This window comes from Streptomyces xiamenensis (assembly GCF_000993785.3).
GTDB lineage: Bacteria > Actinomycetota > Actinomycetes > Streptomycetales > Streptomycetaceae > Streptomyces > Streptomyces xiamenensis.
Map to the genome: position 1 here is coordinate 693598 of NZ_CP009922.3, position 16536 is coordinate 710133.

At 74.9% G+C, this 16536-nt stretch carries 11 protein-coding genes; 2 read left to right on the forward strand and 9 right to left on the reverse strand.

What is annotated here, in order from left to right; all coding sequences use genetic code 11:
• Positions 1-60: 60 nt before the first annotated feature.
• The 7 genes from SXIM_RS03120 to SXIM_RS03150 all read right to left on the reverse strand — a co-directional run bounded on the left by SXIM_RS03120 (position 61) and on the right by SXIM_RS03150 (position 9793).
• Positions 61-1221 (reverse strand): NAD(P)/FAD-dependent oxidoreductase, encoded by a 1161-nt coding sequence (locus tag SXIM_RS03120; RefSeq protein ID WP_046722878.1) that lies wholly within the window; start codon positions 1219-1221, stop codon positions 61-63.
• Positions 1221-1433 (reverse strand): ferredoxin, encoded by a 213-nt coding sequence (locus tag SXIM_RS03125; protein WP_174864352.1) that lies wholly within the window; start codon positions 1431-1433, stop codon positions 1221-1223. The genes SXIM_RS03120 and SXIM_RS03125 overlap by 1 nt, the downstream gene beginning before the upstream one ends.
• 25 nt (positions 1434-1458) lie before the next feature.
• Positions 1459-2652 (reverse strand): cytochrome P450, encoded by a 1194-nt coding sequence (locus tag SXIM_RS03130; RefSeq protein ID WP_030727853.1) that lies wholly within the window; start codon positions 2650-2652, stop codon positions 1459-1461.
• 73 nt (positions 2653-2725) lie between these two features.
• Positions 2726-3751 (reverse strand): polyprenyl synthetase family protein, encoded by a 1026-nt coding sequence (locus SXIM_RS03135; RefSeq protein ID WP_046722880.1) that lies wholly within the window; start codon positions 3749-3751, stop codon positions 2726-2728.
• Positions 3752-3863: 112 nt separating this feature from the next.
• Positions 3864-5849 carry a tryptophan 2,3-dioxygenase family protein gene (locus tag SXIM_RS03140; protein ID WP_078846823.1) on the reverse strand — a complete coding sequence of 662 codons (1986 nt, stop codon included), beginning with the start codon at positions 5847-5849 and terminating at the stop codon, positions 3864-3866.
• Positions 5850-5877: 28 nt separating this feature from the next.
• Entirely contained in the window at positions 5878-6867 is a 990-nt protein-coding gene (locus SXIM_RS03145; RefSeq protein ID WP_030727859.1) for a polyprenyl synthetase family protein, read from the reverse strand.
• A 139-nt stretch (positions 6868-7006) separates the two neighbouring features.
• The gene (locus tag SXIM_RS03150; protein ID WP_158707981.1) at positions 7007-9793 is read right to left on the reverse strand and encodes a helix-turn-helix transcriptional regulator; all 2787 of its coding nucleotides are present in this window, start codon (positions 9791-9793) and stop codon (positions 7007-7009) included.
• Between the two features lie 129 nt (positions 9794-9922).
• On the opposite strand from SXIM_RS03150, the gene SXIM_RS03155 reads away from it, so the two are divergent.
• Positions 9923-12700 carry an AAA family ATPase gene (locus SXIM_RS03155; RefSeq protein ID WP_046722881.1) on the forward strand — a complete coding sequence of 926 codons (2778 nt, stop codon included), beginning with the start codon at positions 9923-9925 and terminating at the stop codon, positions 12698-12700.
• Between the two features lie 61 nt (positions 12701-12761).
• Here the strand turns inward: SXIM_RS03155 and SXIM_RS03160 are convergent, their stop codons facing one another.
• The gene (locus tag SXIM_RS03160; RefSeq protein WP_218941154.1) at positions 12762-13544 is read right to left on the reverse strand and encodes a methyltransferase domain-containing protein; all 783 of its coding nucleotides are present in this window, start codon (positions 13542-13544) and stop codon (positions 12762-12764) included.
• Positions 13545-13866: 322 nt separating this feature from the next.
• On the opposite strand from SXIM_RS03160, the gene SXIM_RS03165 reads away from it, so the two are divergent.
• Positions 13867-15321: an alpha/beta hydrolase gene (locus tag SXIM_RS03165; RefSeq protein WP_046722883.1), complete on the forward strand. Its 1455-nt coding sequence runs from the start codon at positions 13867-13869 to the stop codon at positions 15319-15321.
• 35 nt (positions 15322-15356) lie between these two features.
• Here the strand turns inward: SXIM_RS03165 and SXIM_RS03170 are convergent, their stop codons facing one another.
• Positions 15357-16532 carry an RNA polymerase sigma factor gene (locus SXIM_RS03170; RefSeq protein ID WP_046722884.1) on the reverse strand — a complete coding sequence of 392 codons (1176 nt, stop codon included), beginning with the start codon at positions 16530-16532 and terminating at the stop codon, positions 15357-15359.
• Positions 16533-16536: the final 4 nt, after the last annotated feature.

Consider the following 16536-nt stretch of genomic DNA (forward strand, 5'->3'; position numbering starts at 1 on the left):
CATGTCGGGGTCCTTGTTCTCTCGGGGCGCGGCGGGCCCCGGGGGTGGGGCGGGCGCCGCTCAGGCGTCGGTGAGCAGGTGGCGTGCCCGGCGCGCGCCGCGCGGGCTGTTCCAGCCGATGACGCCGACGGGGCGTCCGCCGGCCTCGGCGACCGCGGTGAACGGGCCGCTGTCCGGGTCCCCTTCGGTCACCCGCAGGTGGTCGCCGGCGGCCGGGTCGCCGAAGATCTGCACCCGTACGCCGTGCTGGTCGGTCCAGAAGTACGGGACCGGGGTGTAGGCCCGGTCGGCCCCGAGGATGTTGTCGGCGACGGCGAGGGCCTGTTCCGCCGCGTTGGAGCGGTTCTCCAGCCGCACCGTGCGGCCCTGGCCCGGGTGCCACCAGCGGGCCACGTCACCGGCGGCGTACACGTGGTCGGCCGCCCGGCACCGGGCGTCGCACACGATCCCGTCGTCCAGCGGCAGTCCGCTCCCGCGCAGCCAGTCGGTGGCGGGCAGCGAGCCGACCGCGATCACCACGGCGTCCGCGGGCACCGGCCCCTGGGAGGTGACCACCGCGGTGACCCGCCCGCCCGCGGTGACCGGGGCCTCCGCCTTGGTGCCGGTCAGCAGCCGCACGCCGTGCTCACGGTGCAGGGCGGCGAGCCGCAGGCCGGTGCCGGCGCCGAGCCGGTCGGCCATCGGCACCGGCGCCGGGTCGATCACGGTCACCTCCAGGCCCAGCGCCCGGCCCGTGGCGGCGATCTCGCAGCCGAGCACCCCGGCGCCGATCACGGCGAGGCGGCGGGCGGCGGCCAGGGCGGCGCGCAGCCGCCGCACATCGTCCAGGGTGCGCAGCGTGTGCACCCCGGCCACGCCCTCGAACGCCGGCAGCCGGCGGGGCGTCAGCCCGGTGGCGAGCACCAGGTCGCCGTAGCCGAGCCGGGTCCCGTCGGCGAGCGTCACCTCGCGCCGACCGGTGTCCACGGCCACCGCCCGGCGGCCCGGCAGCACCTCGATGCCCTGGCAGGCCAGGTCGGCGGGCGGGCGCAGCACCGTACGGCCGGCGTCCCAGGTGCCCAGCAGGACCTGCTTGGACAGCGGCGGCCGGTCGTACGGCGGGTGCGGCTCCTCCCCCACCAGGCGGACGGTGCCGGTGAAGCCGCGCCGGCGCAGGGACTCGGCGGTGGCCAGACCGGCCGCCGAGGCGCCGACGATCAGGACATCACTGCGCGCGGACATCACGCACCGTCGCGCTCGTGCAGCAGGATGGCGGCGGCCGGGCACAGCAGCGCCGCCTCCCTGACCCGTTCGCGCTCACCGGCCGGCGGCGCCGCGTCGAGCAGCACCACCACGCCGTCGGAGTCGCGCTGGTCGAACACCTCGGGGGCCGCTGTCACGCAGTGCCCGGCGGCGACGCAGCGCGGCTCATCGATCTCGACCCGCAGGACCATGGTGTCTCCGGTTTTCCTCACGGCGTCACCACGTGACCGGCAGCGCGTTGACGCTGAAGACGAGGGTGGTGGTGCGGTAGTCGATCTCCTCCTGCGGGGCGGCCAGGCGCAGCGTGGGGAACCGGCGGAAGAGGGCGGGCAGCGCCGTCCGCAGTTCCGCGCGGGCCAGTTGCTGCCCCAGGCACTGGTGGGCGCCGTAGCCGAAGACGACGTGCGGCGGCGGGGTGCGGCGGACGTCGAGGGTGTCCAGGTCCCCGTCCGCCAGGGTGTGGTCGCGGTTGGCGGCCAGCACCGACAGCACGACGCGTTCGCCCTGCTTGATCGTCCGCCCGCGGACCTCGATGTCCTCGGCGGCCTCGCGCGGCATGGTGATGGCGGGCGAGATGTAGCGCAGCAGTTCCTCGATGGCGCCGTCCACGGCCTCGGGTTCGTCGCGCACGACGGCGAGCTGGTCGGGGTGCTGGAGCAGCAGGGTGCTGCCGGCCGAGAGCATGCTGGCGGTGGTCTCGTGTCCGGCGACCAGCAGCATGTTGCCGATGCCGACCAGTTCGTCCTCGTTCAGCTGGTCGCCGTGCTCGCGCACCACGGCGCCCAGCAGGTTGTCGCCGGGGCTGCGCCGGTGGGCGGCGACCAGCTCGCCCATGTAGGCGTCCATCTCCATGAGGTTGCGGATGTGCTCCTCACGGGTGGCGTTGACGTCCAGGCCCACCTGGGCGCGGCGCTGGAAGTCCTCCCGGTGTTCGTAGGGGACGCCCAGGAGTTCGCAGATGACCAGCGTCGGGATGGGGGTGCAGAAGGTGGAGATCAGGTCGGCGCCGGGACCGGCGGCCTCCAGGGCGTCCAGCCGCGAGGCGACGATCTTCTCGATGGTGGGCTGGAGGGCACGCACGCGCTTGACGGTGAAGGCGCCGGTGAGCATGCGGCGCAGCCGGGTGTGGTCGGCGCCGTTGTAGTTGAGCAGGTTGCCGGGCTGGTTGAGCATGCTGCGCGGGGCGTCCGGGTCGAAGACGAAGCCCATGCGCAGGCGTTCGTCGCTCAGCAGGGCGCGGGCGTCCTCGTAACGGGTGATGGCGACGGCCTCGAACTCGTCGAGGATGGGGCTGGGTACGCCGATGCGGGGCAGTTCCTCGTCCTTCTGCATGGCGTACAGCTCGGGCGCGGGGGTGAAGGGGCAGCCGGCGGCGCGGGCCGCGAACGGGAGCACCTTGGGATCGGGCATGGCGGAAGTGCCTCTCTGGATGGGGGTGCGGGCGCGGGGGGCCGCGGTGCGGGGGTGCGGGAGTGGCGCGGGGTCAGAAGCGCCTGCCGACGATGAATCCGCCGATCTCCAGGAACTCGGCGTGCGGCGCGTCCGCGAGCCCGGCCTCCGCCAGGCAGCGTTCGGCCGCCGCCAGCTGACGGTCCGCCTCCTGCCGCGCCCAGTCCCGGCCGCCGGCGCGTTCGACGAGGTCGGCGACGCGATGGACCTCGGCCTCGGTCAGGGGCTCGGCGCGCAGGTACAGGGCGCGCAGTTCCTCGGTACGGTCCGCGTTGAGGGCGGCCACCACGGGCAGGGACTTCTTGCGCACCCGCAGATCGGCGCCCACCTGCTTGCCGGTGCGCTCCGGGTCGCCCCAGATGCCCAGCAGGTCGTCGATGAGCTGGAAGGCCAGCCCGATGTGTTCGCCGAAAGCGGCGAGCCGGTCCACCAGGACGGGTTCGGCGCCCACGAGTTCGGCGCCCAGCGAGCAGGCGCAGCCCAGCAGGGCTCCGGTCTTGTCCCCGGCCATCCGGACGCACTCGGCGAGCGGGACGTCCTCGCGCCGTTCGAAGGCCACATCGGATGCCTGGCCGCTGATCATCCGCTGGGTGGCGGTCATCAGCGAGGCGGTGGCCGCGCGCGCCCCCGGGTGCGGGGCGTCGAGCAGCGCGCTGGTGGCGGCGGTGACCATGGCGTCGCCGGCCAGGATGGCGTGCGGCACCCCGAAGACCGTCCAGGCGGTGGCCCGTCCGCGCCGGGTCGCGTCGCCGTCCATGATGTCGTCGTGCAGCAGCGAGAAGTTGTGGACCAGCTCGATGGCCACCGCCGCCGCGATGCCGTCGGCCGCGATGCCGCCCGCCGCCCGAGCCGAGAGCAGGGACAGGGTGGGGCGCACCAGCTTGCCGCCCCAGCTGCCGGTGGGCCGGCCGTCGGCGTCGGCCCAGCCGAGGTGGTACTGGGCGATGCGCCGCATCTCGGGGTTCAGCCGGCTTCCCACGGTGTCCCGCAGGGCGGGTTCGAGCAGGGAGCGGCCGGTGTCCAGGCTCGCGGAGAGCGTTCTGATCGGGGTCGTCGTCATGCGGTCCGCCCTCCGCCCGCACCGGGCACGGGCACGTTCGGGACCGCCGGCGGGCGGAGGGGTGACGCGCTGGGCAGTGGCATGGTGCACCTTCGCTGTCGGCTGGTGGTGGTCACGGCGTGGGCAGATCGCGCGGGGTCGGCACCGCGGGGGTCAGCAGGGTCCGGCGCAGGACCCGGGGCGAGGTGAGCAGGGTGTGGGGCGGTGCCAGCAGGAACAGGACGTCCCGGTTGGCGGTGCACACCACCGGGTCGCCCGGCACGTGGTCGCGCACCCGGTCGAGGTAGCGGGTGAGGACGCGGGCGGCGGGGCCGGTGCGGGCCGCGTTGCCGGTGGCGCCCGGCATGGGGCTGTCCGCGCCGGTCGCGACCTCCCAGGCCGTACGGGAGGCGTGCAGGACCGCCCGCTGGAGCGTGTGGACGGACGGGGTCCGCCCGGCGCCGGCCAGCGTCTCGGCCAGCGCCAGCGCGCTCAGGGCGGCGACCGAAAGCCCTTGCCCGTAGACGGGGTTGAGCGCGCAGGCCGCGTCCCCGACGACGAGCAGTCCGGTGCGGGCGCGGTCCAGCCGGTCGTAGCGGCGGCGCCGGTTGGCGGTGTGCCGGTAGCCCACGGGCCGGCCGGCCGGTTCCGCGGTGCTGAGCCACTTGTACGGCGCCGGGTGCGGCAGCCGGTGGGCGAACTCGACGAAGCCGTCCGCGTCGTTGGGCGGCGCCTGGTCGCGCAGCCCGGAGAGGGTGACCGACCAGCGGCCGTCCTCCAGCGGCATGATGATCGCGCCGAGCGGTGCCCCCGCGTCGGGCACGATGTAGAACCCCCGCAGATCGCCCGGTGGTTCGTCGGCCTCGAAGACACAGGTGGCGTACCCCCGGCCGGTCTCCACCACCTCCTCGGCGGGCGGAGTGCCGCCGAGGTCGGCGAGCCACCGGGGGGTACGGCTGGAGCGGCCGGTGGCGTCCACGACGAGGTCGGCCCGCAGTTCCCGGGGGCCCGGCCGGTCGGTGCCGCGACCGCGCAGGGTCACGCCGGTGACGCGGTCGGGCCGGCCCAGCAGCCCGGTGACCTCGGCGCCGGTGCGCAGGTGGACGCGGGGGTGGGCCAGCACCAGGCGCCGCACGTGGTGTTCCAGCAGGGGACGGGAGGGGGTGAGGATCGGCCTGGAGGGGTTGCGGCGGGAGATCCACTGCCCGCCCAGCCACACCCCGAGGTCCCCGGGGACCGCGAGGCGCGGGGCGCCGGCCGCCGTCAGTTCGGGGACGAGGTCGGGCAGCAGCGCCCCCAGGGCGTTGATGCCGCTGGTGAGCAGCACATGGGTGTGGCGGGACTGCGGCACGCCGGGCCGGGGCGCCGGGGTGTCGCCGATCCGGTCGCGTTCGAGGATCGTCACCCGGTCCGCGTACCGGGCGAGGACGTGCGCGGTCAGCAGGCCGGCGACGCTGCCGCCGAGCACGACCACCTCGCCGAGCGAGGGCCGCCGACCGGTCCGCACGTGCTGGGGGCGCGGCTGCTCCGTGCCGTCCGGCCCGGCGCTGTGGGCGTCGGCGTCGGCCGTCCCCGGCCGGGGCGGGGTGTCCTCCAGGCGTGCGGCCAGGAACGCGGCGCCTGAGGTGTCGCCGCTGCCCGGCGCGTCGCCGAGCATGTGGCCGACCAGCTCCAGATGGGTGCGCCGCCAGCGCCGCACCGCGCCGCCGAGCCGTTCGTAGGGGCCGGTGCCGTCGGCGGCCAGCCGCCGCGTCAGCGTGAACAGTTCACGGAACTGCTCGGACTGGAGCCCGCTGGCCGTGCCGAACCGGTCGCGGAACGCCAGGAACTCCTCCCGCCGCAGTGTGCCCCGCAGCAGCGTCAACTGCCCTTCCAGCGCGTCGATGAGCCGGGTCGCCCGGTTCGAGCGGTGGGCGTAGCAGGCGGGTTCGCACTGGCCGGCGTCGATGTGCCGCAGGTCGACGAGGACCTGGCTGAGCAGGGTCTCCGAGGCCTGGTGGACGACGATGAACAGCCGCTCGCTGTCGCTCACGTCCCGCTGTTCCACGGGGGTGAGGGGCTGTTGCAGCGAGAGCAGTTCGTCCAGGCGCAGATACGTCGCGTAGGTCGGGCAGGTCATGGGGCCAGCTCCTCGGGGTGAGTGCGCGTTACACCAGGCGGCCCGGCACGGTGAGGTCCTCCAGCGCGTCGCGGTGCGGGCTGGGCGGGAGGGTCTGCAGCGCCCGCGTGGCCAGCTGTACGTGGCGGTGCGACACCTCCCTGGCGGCCTGTGCCCCGTCGTAGGCGCCGACCAGATCGGCCATGGCCTTGTAGCGCTCGGCGGCCGGCGCGGCGGTGTCGGCGAGCAGCCGCTCGATGCGCAGTTGCTGTTCCCTGGGGGCGCGTTCGTGGGCGAGCAGCACGGGCAGCGTGGGCCGGCCGTTGCGGACGTCGGAGATGTTCGGCTTGCCGGCCCGCGTCCCGTCGTACGCCATGAGGTCGTCACGGATCTGGTAGGCGATGCCCAGCTGGTCGCTGTACTGGCTGAGCGCCTTCAGGGCGGCCTCGTCCGCGCCGCCGAGCGTGCCGCCGACGCCGCAGGCCATCCACAGCAGGGCGCCGCTCTTGTCCGCGATCATGTCGAGGTAGTCCTGGACGGAGCAGATCTCGCGGCTCATCCGGATCTCCCGCAGGGCCGCGCTGCCGATCCGCAGCCCGGCCCGGGACAGCACGGTGAACGCCTGGGCGACCCGCTCGGCGGGGGCGCCGGCCTCCCGGCACTCGGACAGGGCGGCGAAGCCGTGGAAGAACAGGCCGTCGCCGCCCACGATCGCGGTCGGCTCACCGAAGACGGTGTGCGCGGCCGGCTTGCTGCGGCGCTGGGCGTCGCAGTCGATGATGTCGTCGTGCATCATGGCGCCGACCTGGACGCACTCCAGGGCGACGGCGGCGGGCAGGGCGGTGGCGATGTCACCCCCGACCGCCAGGGCGGAGCGGATGAGCAGCCAGGGGCCCATCATCTTGCCGAAGGGGACCAGCCCGTACCGCACCACTTCGTCGAGGCCCGAAACGCCGAGCGGCCAGCGGCCCTCCACCTCGGCTCGCACCATGGCGGCCACCTCGGGATCGGCGACCTGGGGCACATCGATGTCGGTCATGGCATCGACGGTAGGGAGGGGGTCCGGGGGGTGTCCGTACGGTGCGCCGAGCTGGTCCCGAGAGGGACCACGGGTTGGCATCTTTGGTCCGGCGTGCCGCGGGGCCCACCGGCGGCCGGCGCGGGCCCGGTGCCCCGGGTCAGGGGGCGGGCAGCCGTCCGCCCAGGCTGGCGGCGGCGAGTTCGACCCGGGAGCGGCAGCCGGTGCGGGCGAACAGCCGGGTCAGATAGTGCTCCACGGTCTTCTCGCTGATCCCCAGCCGCTGCGCGATCTGACGGTTCGTCATCCCCGCGCCGATCAGCTCGACGATGGCCGCCTCCGTCCCGGCCGCCGGCCCGCGCCGGCCGCGGGCGCGCGGGGCGGGCACCCCGCGCTCCCTGGTGACCGCGCGGATCCGCTCCAGCAGCACGGACGCCCCGCAGTGCGTGGCCACTTCGTGCGCCTCCCGCAGCCACGGCCGGGGGTCCTCGGCGAACCGGGCGACGACCAGGCAGGAGTCCAGCAGCGCCGCCTTGTCGCCACGGTCACGCGCCAGGCCGGTGGCGACCCGGGCATGGACGATGTCGGGACGTACCAGGCCGCGCGCCAGATGGACGCTCTCCGTCATCAGGGTGCGGCCGCCCACGCGGTGCAACTGCTCGGTCTGCTCCAGCAGATACGCGGCGCTGTCGTGGTCCTTGACGTAGACGGCGATCCCCACCGCCCGCATGAGCAGCAGGTCCATCCCCACCCGCAGCCCGGCCCGGTGCAGATGGCGGCAGAACTTCCTGGCCTGCCGCACCGCCCGCCGGTCCTGGCCCATCCGGCTGAACAGGCCGATCCGCGCCCAGGCGCGCAGCGCCGCGAGCCGGGGGGCGGGCGCGGCGGCGGCCAGCCACTCCGCCGCCTGCCGGAACTCTCCCCGGGCGGCGCAGATGTCGGCGGCGAACAGCCGGGCCGCGTGGTGCACCAGGGTGTCGGTGTGGCCCGAGAGTTCCAGCTCGCGGACCGCGGACATGGCCTGGGACCAGTCGGCGTCGCGGTGAGAGCGCACCACCCGCTGGTAGACGCCCAGCGGACCGGTCTCCGGCACCCGGTAGCGGTCGCCGAGGACGACCCGGGTCACGGTCGCGATGTCCAGCACGGCCGCGGCGTCGTGCAGCGCGTCCAGTTCCGGGGAGGGGGCGGGGCGGCCCGCGCGGCGCCAGGCGCCTTCGCAGACCTCGGCGTCCCCGTACAGCGCGGCGCTCAGTATCTCCATCTCGTCGGACGAGATGAGGCCGGGGACGCCCGGCCAGTGGATCGGCGCCCTCCCTTCCGGACGCTCTTCCGCCCGCCCGCCGGCCGACAGTTGGCGGCCGAACCACCACTGCGCGAAGCCGATCCGGCCGCCGCCGGGCAATTCCTCGTCCAGCAGTGACCGCAGGGCCGGCTCGGCGGGCGGCTCGCCGGTGTGCACGGCGACAAGGGTGGCCGCCAGCCGGAGTTCGGCCAGCGGTGCGGGTACGGCGGCCGGCACCTGAGGCCCGTCGGGCACCTGGGGTCCGTCCGGATCGGGGTAGCCACTCAGCACATCACCCAGCAGGGCGTACTGCCCGGTGCGCACGACGAGGGTGAGCAAGGTGGTCAGCGCCGTGGCGTGTTCGGGCGCGGTGGGCGGCAGGCGGTGCAGCGCGGCGGCGCACAGCAGGGCTGCCCGCTCCGGTTCCTCCCCGGCGGTGGCCGCCGCCAGGTCCAGCAACCGGCCGGTCATGTCCTCGCCGAGGTCCACCGCCGCCCCGCCGCGCGCGATGTGGTCGGCCAGGGCCACCGGATCCACCCCGCCGCCGCCGCGCTGCCGGGCCAGCAGCCGTTCGGCGATCGACGCGTGCAGCCCGGCGCCCCAGAAGACCTTGGTGCGCCGGACGGCCGCGGCCGCCAGGGCGGGGCAGCGGCAGTTCACCCGGCCCGCCACGTCGGCGACCAGAACGCCCGCCTCGATCAACCGGTCCAGCGTACGGCCGCAGGCCGCGAGGTCCGCGCCGATCGTCTCGGCCAGCAGCGGCAGATCGTCCACGCTGATGCCGTCCCACACGGCGACCGAGGACACCAGCCAGGGCGCGAGCGGGCCGTGGGAGGCGGCCCGGCGCAAGAGCGGGTGGCTGTCGGGCAACGCGATGGGCTCGGCCGGTGCGCGCAGGCACAGCCGACCGCGGAAGGCGGTCAGCCGGCCCCGTTCCCGCAGGTCGGCGAGGGTGCTCAGCAAGGTGCCCGGGTGCGTGAACAGCGGTCCGAGCGCCGTGCGCAGCGCGTCCGGCACGGCCTCGTCCAGCCGGGCGCCCACCGTCCGGCGCACCAGCGCTTCGGCATCGGCGTCGGCCAGCGGCCCGAGGGTGATGACCCGGTCGGCCGCGGTGAACAGCTCAGCCGCGCCCGGGCTGTGTTCGGTGCCCTGCTCGCAGGTGACCAGCACCGGCCAGCCGCAGCGGCGGGCGGCGGCGAGCAACGGCGCGGGCTCGGCCACCAGGTGCGCGTCGTCGGCGAGCAGCGCGGTGCGCCCCCGCAGGCCGATCCGCTCGAAGAGCGCGCCCAGTTCACCCACCATGGAGGGCGCCCACCCCCGCGCGTCCCCGCCCGGGGTCTGGCTCAGCCGGGCCACCGGCTGCAGCGCGTCGGCGAGCTGCGCGTCCGCGAACTCCTCGAAGCGCTCGCGCACGCTGCCCACCAGCGGTCCGATCCCGTAGGTGTCGTCGGCACCCCGCTCCCCCCGCCCGGCGCCGAAGCGCACCGGCAGCACCCGGACCCCCCGCCCGCGCAGGGCACGGCCCACCTCCTCCTGCAGCGCCGATCTGCCGATGCCGGACGGACCGCGCAGAACGACCAGGGAGCCGGCGTCCGCCGCCAGCAGCCCGCACAGCAGCGTCAGTTCCCGTTCCCTTCCCACGAGCGCGCTACGGTCTCGGGCCACGGCCGCCTCCTTGTGGGGGATGTCACGCCTCGGCCCGGGGGCGCCATTGGGCCGAACTCTCATTGTGCAGAAGGCTTTACAGGTCGAAGATGTGCGAATGCGCGGCGAAGCTGTGGGCATGCTGCCCGGGTGATCGACAGCCTGCCCGATCAGGTCACCACGGTTCGGCCCCCGCACGGGCTGCCGGGCCGCACCAGCACCGTCACACGCGTCATCGACACCGCCACCGCGCCCGGCAACGGGCCGCTGGTCCTGGTCACGGGACCCCTGGGCATCGGCCGCAGCGCGGTGCTCGCCGCCGTCGGGGACGGGCTCGCCGAGCGCGGCCACCACGTCCTGGCGCTGCGGGTGGCACGCAACGAGCGTGACCGTCCCTACTCCCTGGCTGCCCGGCTCTCCGCCGAACTCGGCGCCCTGCACCGGGGAACCGATACCCGCCGGGCGCCCCACGCCGCTGCCCCGGTGACGCATCCGGAGGCCGGACGGCACCTGACCGCCGTGCTACGGGCCGCCGTCAAGTCCGGGGAGCCACTGTTCGTGCTGATCGACGATCTGCACTGGGCCGACCCGGCCTCGCGTGGCGTGCTGTTGCCCAAGCTCCGCTCGCTGGCCGGGAGTCCGGTCACCTTCGTGTGCACCTTCCGCACCCTGCCCGCCACCACGGAGAACGACCGGGTCACGCTGGAGCGGCTGCGGACCGCCGGACTCGCGCACGTGGTGCCCCTGCGTCCGCTGCACTCCCGTGAGATCGACGCCCTCGTCGCCCACGAGTTGCAGGCCATCCCGTCCGCCTCGCTCTCCGAACGGCTGCGCCGGGACTGCCGGGGCATACCCTCCGCCGCGCTCGGTGCCGTGGCGGGGTACCGACGCGCCGGGTCGCTGCGCGTGGTCGACCGGCACGCCTATCTCGCCTCGCCGGACCGCCCGCCCGAGATGCCGCCCGGGCAGCCCTGCGTCGAGCATCTGCGCGGCCTCGGCGCGCCCGTGTGGCCGGTGGTCAAGGCCCTGGCAGTGCTGCACCCGCTGGGCTCCGCCGCAACCCGGCTGATCGCCGAGGCGCTGGACACCGGCGAGGACGAGGTGCGCGCGACGCTGGACTCACTGCGCGCCGAAGGGCTGGTGTGTCACGGGCCCGAGCCCGGGCACTGGCGGTTCCGGCTGCCACTGCACGCGTCCTCGCTGACCGCCTGCCTGGGACAGTACGAACGGCGCAGGCTCTCCCAACTGGCCGTCACCGCCGTGTGGTCGGGTACGGCCACCGCCCAGGGCTGCTATTTCGCCGAACACCTCGTCACCGCAGGCCGGTTCGTGGACCCGGCGCGGGCCGCCGAGGAACTGTTCCGGCACGGCAGCGCCGCGATGCTGGAGGACGGCCACTCCGCCGAACGCTGGCTGCGTGCCGCCCTGGACCTGATCACCGAGCCGGAACCACGGGCCAGGGTCCTGACCGTGCACGCCTCCACCTGCACGATCCATCTGCGCCACGCGGAGGCCCGGGAGAGCGCGTGGGCGGTGCTGTCACGGTACGCGGACCTGGTGACCGCCGAGAACCTGCTCGAGATGGAGATGGTGTACATCGTCTCGCTGGCCGGGATGTCCGACCAGGCGGCGCTCACCGCCCTCGCCGACGAGGGCTGGCGCACGCTCCCCGGCGGCCCGGGGCACCGCATCATCTGCAGGTACAACGCCCTGTGCCTCCTGGAGCGGTGGCAGGAGGCCGCCGACCATCTGGCGGCGACCCGGGAGGAGTGGAGCGCGGACAACGACTTCGTCGCCGGAGTGGGCCAGATCCTGGACGAGATCTCGCACGCCTTCCTGGGCCGGCCCCGGGACTTCGATCGGGCCGTCGCCGATCCGACCCGGTGGCCGCTGTGGGAACGTGGGCCCCGGCACCGTTTCCAGCGGCTGTCCTGGCTCACCAGGACCCTGATGACCTTCGGCGAACTGGCGCCCGCGCAGCGGCTGCTGGAGACGTACGGCCTGCCCTCGGGGTACCGGCCCGTCTCCGACCAGGTGGTGGCGGACAGCCAGTCCGGGCACTGGGACCGGGCGCTGGACCTCGCCCGGCGTGCCCTGGCCACCGGGGGGTGGGTCGGTGACCTGACCAGCCACACGATGGCGTCCCGGGAGATGAGCGTCATCCTGGGCGCGCGCGGCCGGATCAACCAGGCCAGGTCGGTGATCGAGAACGCCCGTGGCGTGCACTCCATGCTGCCGCATCTGCTGGCCGGGCCCGAGGCGGAGCAGGAGCAGTCCCTGGGGGCGACCGAGCGCGCCCACCGGGTGATCAGCGACGCGCTCGCCCTGGCCGAACGGCTGGGCCTGGTCATCGGCACCGACGAACTGTGGCTGCGCAGGACCGAGATGGAGCTGAACGCGGGCGACCCGGCGGCGGCCAGGCGCTGCGCGCGGGAGGTTGCCCGGGTCGCGGAGCTGACCGGCACCGGGCGCAGCCGGCTGTGCCATCTGATCGCCACCTCCATGGCACACCGCAACCCGGCTGCCGCGGCGGAGGCGGTGGCCCTGGCCCGGCACCGCGACCAGCCGCTGGAACTGGCGGACACCCTGGTCACCGTGGTCCGCCACGGGCAGGCCGACCCGGGGCTGCTGCGGGAGGCGTACGCGGTGTACGGCGATCTCGACGCGCTGCTGCGCAAGGCCCAGTTGCGGAATCTGATGCGGGAGCAGGGGGTGCCGGTGCCGGGCCGCAGCGCGACGATCGCGGAGAACGAGCGGCTGCTGGCGGTGCTGGTGACCGAGGGCCTGACCAACCGGGAGATGGCGGTCGCGCTCGGGTGCAGTGAGAAGAGCGTGGAGAGCCGGATGACGCGGCTGTTCAAGCGCGCCGGCTACCGTTCCCGCGTCGAGTTGGCCTCGGCGATGCTGACGGGCGACTACACCGTGTGAGGCGGGCCGGGGCCCGCGGCACGGACGGCGCGGTGCGGTACGGGCGGTGCGGTGCGGCCGGTCAGGCGCCCCGGGGCGCGGACGGGATCCGGGGCCGGTCGGCGGCGATCAGGAACCGGTGGGCCCGTACGTCCAGGCGTCCCTCCGCACGGATCCCGCGATCCAGGCGGCGCAGCGCCGCGTCGTAGCGCGCGGGGCCGAAGTCGGGGATCTGCCACGCCACCAGGCGCAGGTGGTGGACGACGGCGCCGATGTCGTGGAAGGAGAGGACCGGGTACTCCTCCTGCGCCAGCACCGGCTCCAGACCCGCGTCGGCGAGCGCCGAGCGCGCGGTGTCCAGGGTCCAGCTGCCCGGGGGATGTGCGGGCGGGGCGCCGAGCAGGTCGTTCAGCCCGGCGCAGTCCTCGCTGCCCACCTGCTGGGTCAGCAAGGTGCCCCCGGGGCGCAGCACCCGCCGGATCTCCCGGGCCGCGAGCCGCCCGTGGCGGTTGAGCACGACATCGACCGACGCGTCGGGCAGCGGCAGGATTCCGGAGTCGGGGGCCGGGAGGACGGTGACCCCCAGCGGTTCGAGCCGCGCCCGGGCGACGGGGAGGTTGGGTGGCCATCCCTCGGTCGCCCAGGTGTGCCGGGGCAGCGGCCCGAGCCCGGACAGCAGTTCACCGCCGCCGGTGTCGATGTCCAGCAGACGTTCCGCTCCTGCGAGGCGGGTGCGGGCCGCGCGCTGGTAGGACCAGGACGGATCCGAGCCCCGCACCCGTCCGGCCAGCGCGCCGAAGTCCCAGCCCCCGACCGGAGCCGCCATCGCGGCGGCGACCAACTCCTCGTATCCGGACTCGACCACCCCCGGAGGCTAGGAGAACCCCCGCCCCCGGGCAACGGGTTATCGGGTCCCGCACCTGTTCCTCCGGCCGGCTCCCGGCGGAGCGCCGTTGGGGCGATCGACGGAGCATCCGAAGTCGCCCTCGTGCTCACGGGCTTCGGCGGGACCTAGCGTCCGTTTCCCCGGCTGCCGGGGCGCTGACGTTTGTCACTACTGGCGCGGTGGCGCGGCGAGAACACTGGGCCGTGCCGTGGAAAACGTGGCCGTTCCGGGCGGACGGCCTGCGGACGTCGTGCCGCACGGGCCCGTTCCGGTGCCCCCTGCGCTCCGAGGAGGACATCCGATGCCCAGAACCTTGTCCCTCGCGCTCGCCGCCCTCGTGGTGGCGACCGCGCTTCCTGGGGCGGCGGCGGCCGCGGCACCGGACACCGTGCGGTGGGGCCCGTGCCCCGAGGAGGTCGCCGCGCCCCGTCTGGAGTGCTCGACGCTCGACGTCCCGCTGGACTACGGCGATCCGGACGGACGGAGGATCGAGATCTCCATCTCCCGGCTGGCGAGCGAGGAACCGGCACAGCGCCGCGGCGTGCTGCTGACCAACCCGGGCGGCCCCGGCGGCCCCGGCCTCGGCTACCCCGCCGTGCTCGCCGCCGCGGGGCTGCCGCAGGAGGTGCTGGACTCCTACGACCTGATCGGCTTCGACCCCCGCGGCGTCGGCCACAGCACCCCGGTGACCTGCGACCTGACGGAGGAACAGCAGCAGCGCGGCGCCTTCGCGCCGTACGCGCACACCGCCGCCGACGTCACGCGGGAGGCGGGATACGCGCGGACCGTCGCCGAGAGCTGCGCCGCCTCGGAGACCGCGTGGATGCTGCCGCACACCACCACCGCGAACACCGCGCGCGACATGGACGCGATCCGGGTCGCGCTCGGCGAGCCGACGATCTCGTACCTGGGCGCCTCCTACGGCACCTACCTCGGCGCGGTGTACGCGACGATGTTCCCGCACGGCGGCGACCGGATCGTGCTCGACAGCAGCCTGGGGCCCGGCGGTTACGACGTCACGGCCATGCGGATGTTCGCCCGTGGACTGGAGGACCGCTTCCCGGACTTCGCGGCGTTCGCCGCGGCCCGCCCCGAGTACGGCCTGGGCAGCACCCCGGAACAGGTGCGCGCGACGTTCTTCGAGCTGGCGGAACGGCTGGAGGCGGCGCCGGTCGAGGGCGTCGACGGGACCCTGTTCCGCGCCCTCACCTTCGAATACCTCTACAGCGACGCACTGATGCCCATGCTGGCAGGGATGTGGCAGGCGCTCGACACGGGCAGCCCGCTGCCGCCCGGTCTGCCGCCGCCGTCGGGGGACCTGGAGAACCTCATGGCGTCCCGGCTCCATGTGATCTGCGGTGATTCCCGCTGGCCCGGGACCGTGCGGGAGTACCAGCGCAACGTCGCGGTCGACCGGATCAGGTACCCGATGCTGGGCGGGTCCACCGCGAGCATCGGTCCGTGCGCGTTCTGGCCGTCCGAGCGGGTCGGGCCGCCGGTGCGCATCGATGACCGGGGGCCCTCGAACGTCCTCATCGTGCAGAACGAGCGCGACCCCGGAACACCGCTGGCCGGCGCCGTGGAGCTGCGGCGGGCGTTCGGGGACCGGGCCACACTGGTGACCGCCGACCAGGGCGGGCACGGTGTCTACCCGTTCGGCGGCAACACGTGCGCGAAGGACGCGGCGACCGCGTTCCTCACCTCCGGGGAACGCCCGTCCGGGGACCTCGCCTGCGCGGCGGAGCCGGGCGCGTAACGGAAACGGGCACGCCGTGCGCCCACCGGGGCCCGTCAGCGCTGCCGGCGGGCGTTGAGCCGGGCGGCCTGGCGCGTGAGGTGGTCCCGCTCGGCGAGATGGGGGGCCAGGTGGGCCGCCTCGGAGTACAGCCGTGCCGCTGTCGTCAGGTCGCCCCGGCGCTCATGGAGGTAGGCCGCCACCGCGGTGTACCGGGGCAGTGCGGCGTCCAGCCCCGAGAGCGCCGCCAGGCCGGCGTCCGGCCCTTCGGCCTCCCCGACGGCGACCGCGCGGTTGAGCCGGACGACCGGGCTGTCGGTCAGGCGCGTCAGCTCGTCGTACCACTCGACGATCTGCGCCCAGTCGGTCTCCCGGGCCGTGGGTGCGTCGGCGTGGAGCGCCGCGACGGCGGCCTGGGCCTGGAACTCGCCCAGCCGGTCGCGGGCGAGAGCCGCCTGCAGGATCCGCACCCCCTCGGCGATCAGCGCCGTGTCCCAGCGGCCGCGGTCCTGCTCGGCGAGCGGCACCAGGCTGCCGTCGGCCGCGGTCCTGGCGGCACGCCGGGCGTGGTGCAGCAGCATGAGGGCGAGCAGCCCGGCGACCTCGGGGTGGTCGACGCGGGCCGCGAGCTGCCGGGTGAGGCGGATGGCCTCGGCGGCGAGGTCGATGTCGCCGGAGTAGCCCTCGTTGAAGACGAGGTAGAGGACACGCAGCACGGTGGCGACATCGCCGGGCCGGTCGAACCGCACGCCGGAGACGGTGCGCTTGGCGCGGCTGATGCGCTGCGCCATCGTGGCCTCGGGCACCAGGTAGGCCCGGGCGATCTGGCGGGTGGTGAGGCCGCCGACGGCGCGCAGGGTGAGGGCGACCGCCGACGCGGGGGTGAGCGACGGGTGGGCGCACAGGAAGTAGAGCTGGAGCGTGTCGTCCACGGCGGGCGCGGGCCCGGGGGCGGGTTCCTCCTCGGCGAGATCCTCGCGCCGGCGTCGCGCGGTGTCCGCGCGGGTCGCGTCGAGGAACCTGCGCCAGGCCACCGTGATCAGCCAGCCCTTGGCGTCCCGGAGGGGCTCCGCCGGCCCTGCGGATCCCGGGGAGGGTTCCGCCGGCCAGTGCCGGAGCGCCTCGATCAGCGCCTCCTGCACGGCGTCCTCGGCCGCCGCGAAGTCGGCTCCGCGGCGGACGAGGACGGTGATGACGCCCGGGATGAGGCTCCTGAGCAGGGCCTCGTCCATGGAT

Bases quoted from the DNA above. Each gene is read 5' to 3' on its own strand.
- SXIM_RS03130 (WP_030727853.1), bottom strand. From the start codon at position 2,652: ATGCCCGATCCCAAGGTGCTCCCGTTCGCGGCCCGCGCCGCCGGCTGC.
- SXIM_RS03140 (WP_078846823.1), bottom strand. From the start codon at position 5,849: ATGACCTGCCCGACCTACGCGACGTATCTGCGCCTGGACGAACTGCTC.
- SXIM_RS03170 (WP_046722884.1), bottom strand. From the start codon at position 16,532: ATGGACGAGGCCCTGCTCAGGAGCCTCATCCCGGGCGTCATCACCGTC.
- SXIM_RS03135 (WP_046722880.1), bottom strand. From the start codon at position 3,751: ATGACGACGACCCCGATCAGAACGCTCTCCGCGAGCCTGGACACCGGC.
- SXIM_RS03120 (WP_046722878.1), bottom strand. From the start codon at position 1,221: ATGTCCGCGCGCAGTGATGTCCTGATCGTCGGCGCCTCGGCGGCCGGT.
- SXIM_RS03165 (WP_046722883.1), top strand. From the start codon at position 13,867: ATGCCCAGAACCTTGTCCCTCGCGCTCGCCGCCCTCGTGGTGGCGACC.
- SXIM_RS03145 (WP_030727859.1), bottom strand. From the start codon at position 6,867: ATGACCGACATCGATGTGCCCCAGGTCGCCGATCCCGAGGTGGCCGCC.
- SXIM_RS03125 (WP_174864352.1), bottom strand. From the start codon at position 1,433: ATGGTCCTGCGGGTCGAGATCGATGAGCCGCGCTGCGTCGCCGCCGGG.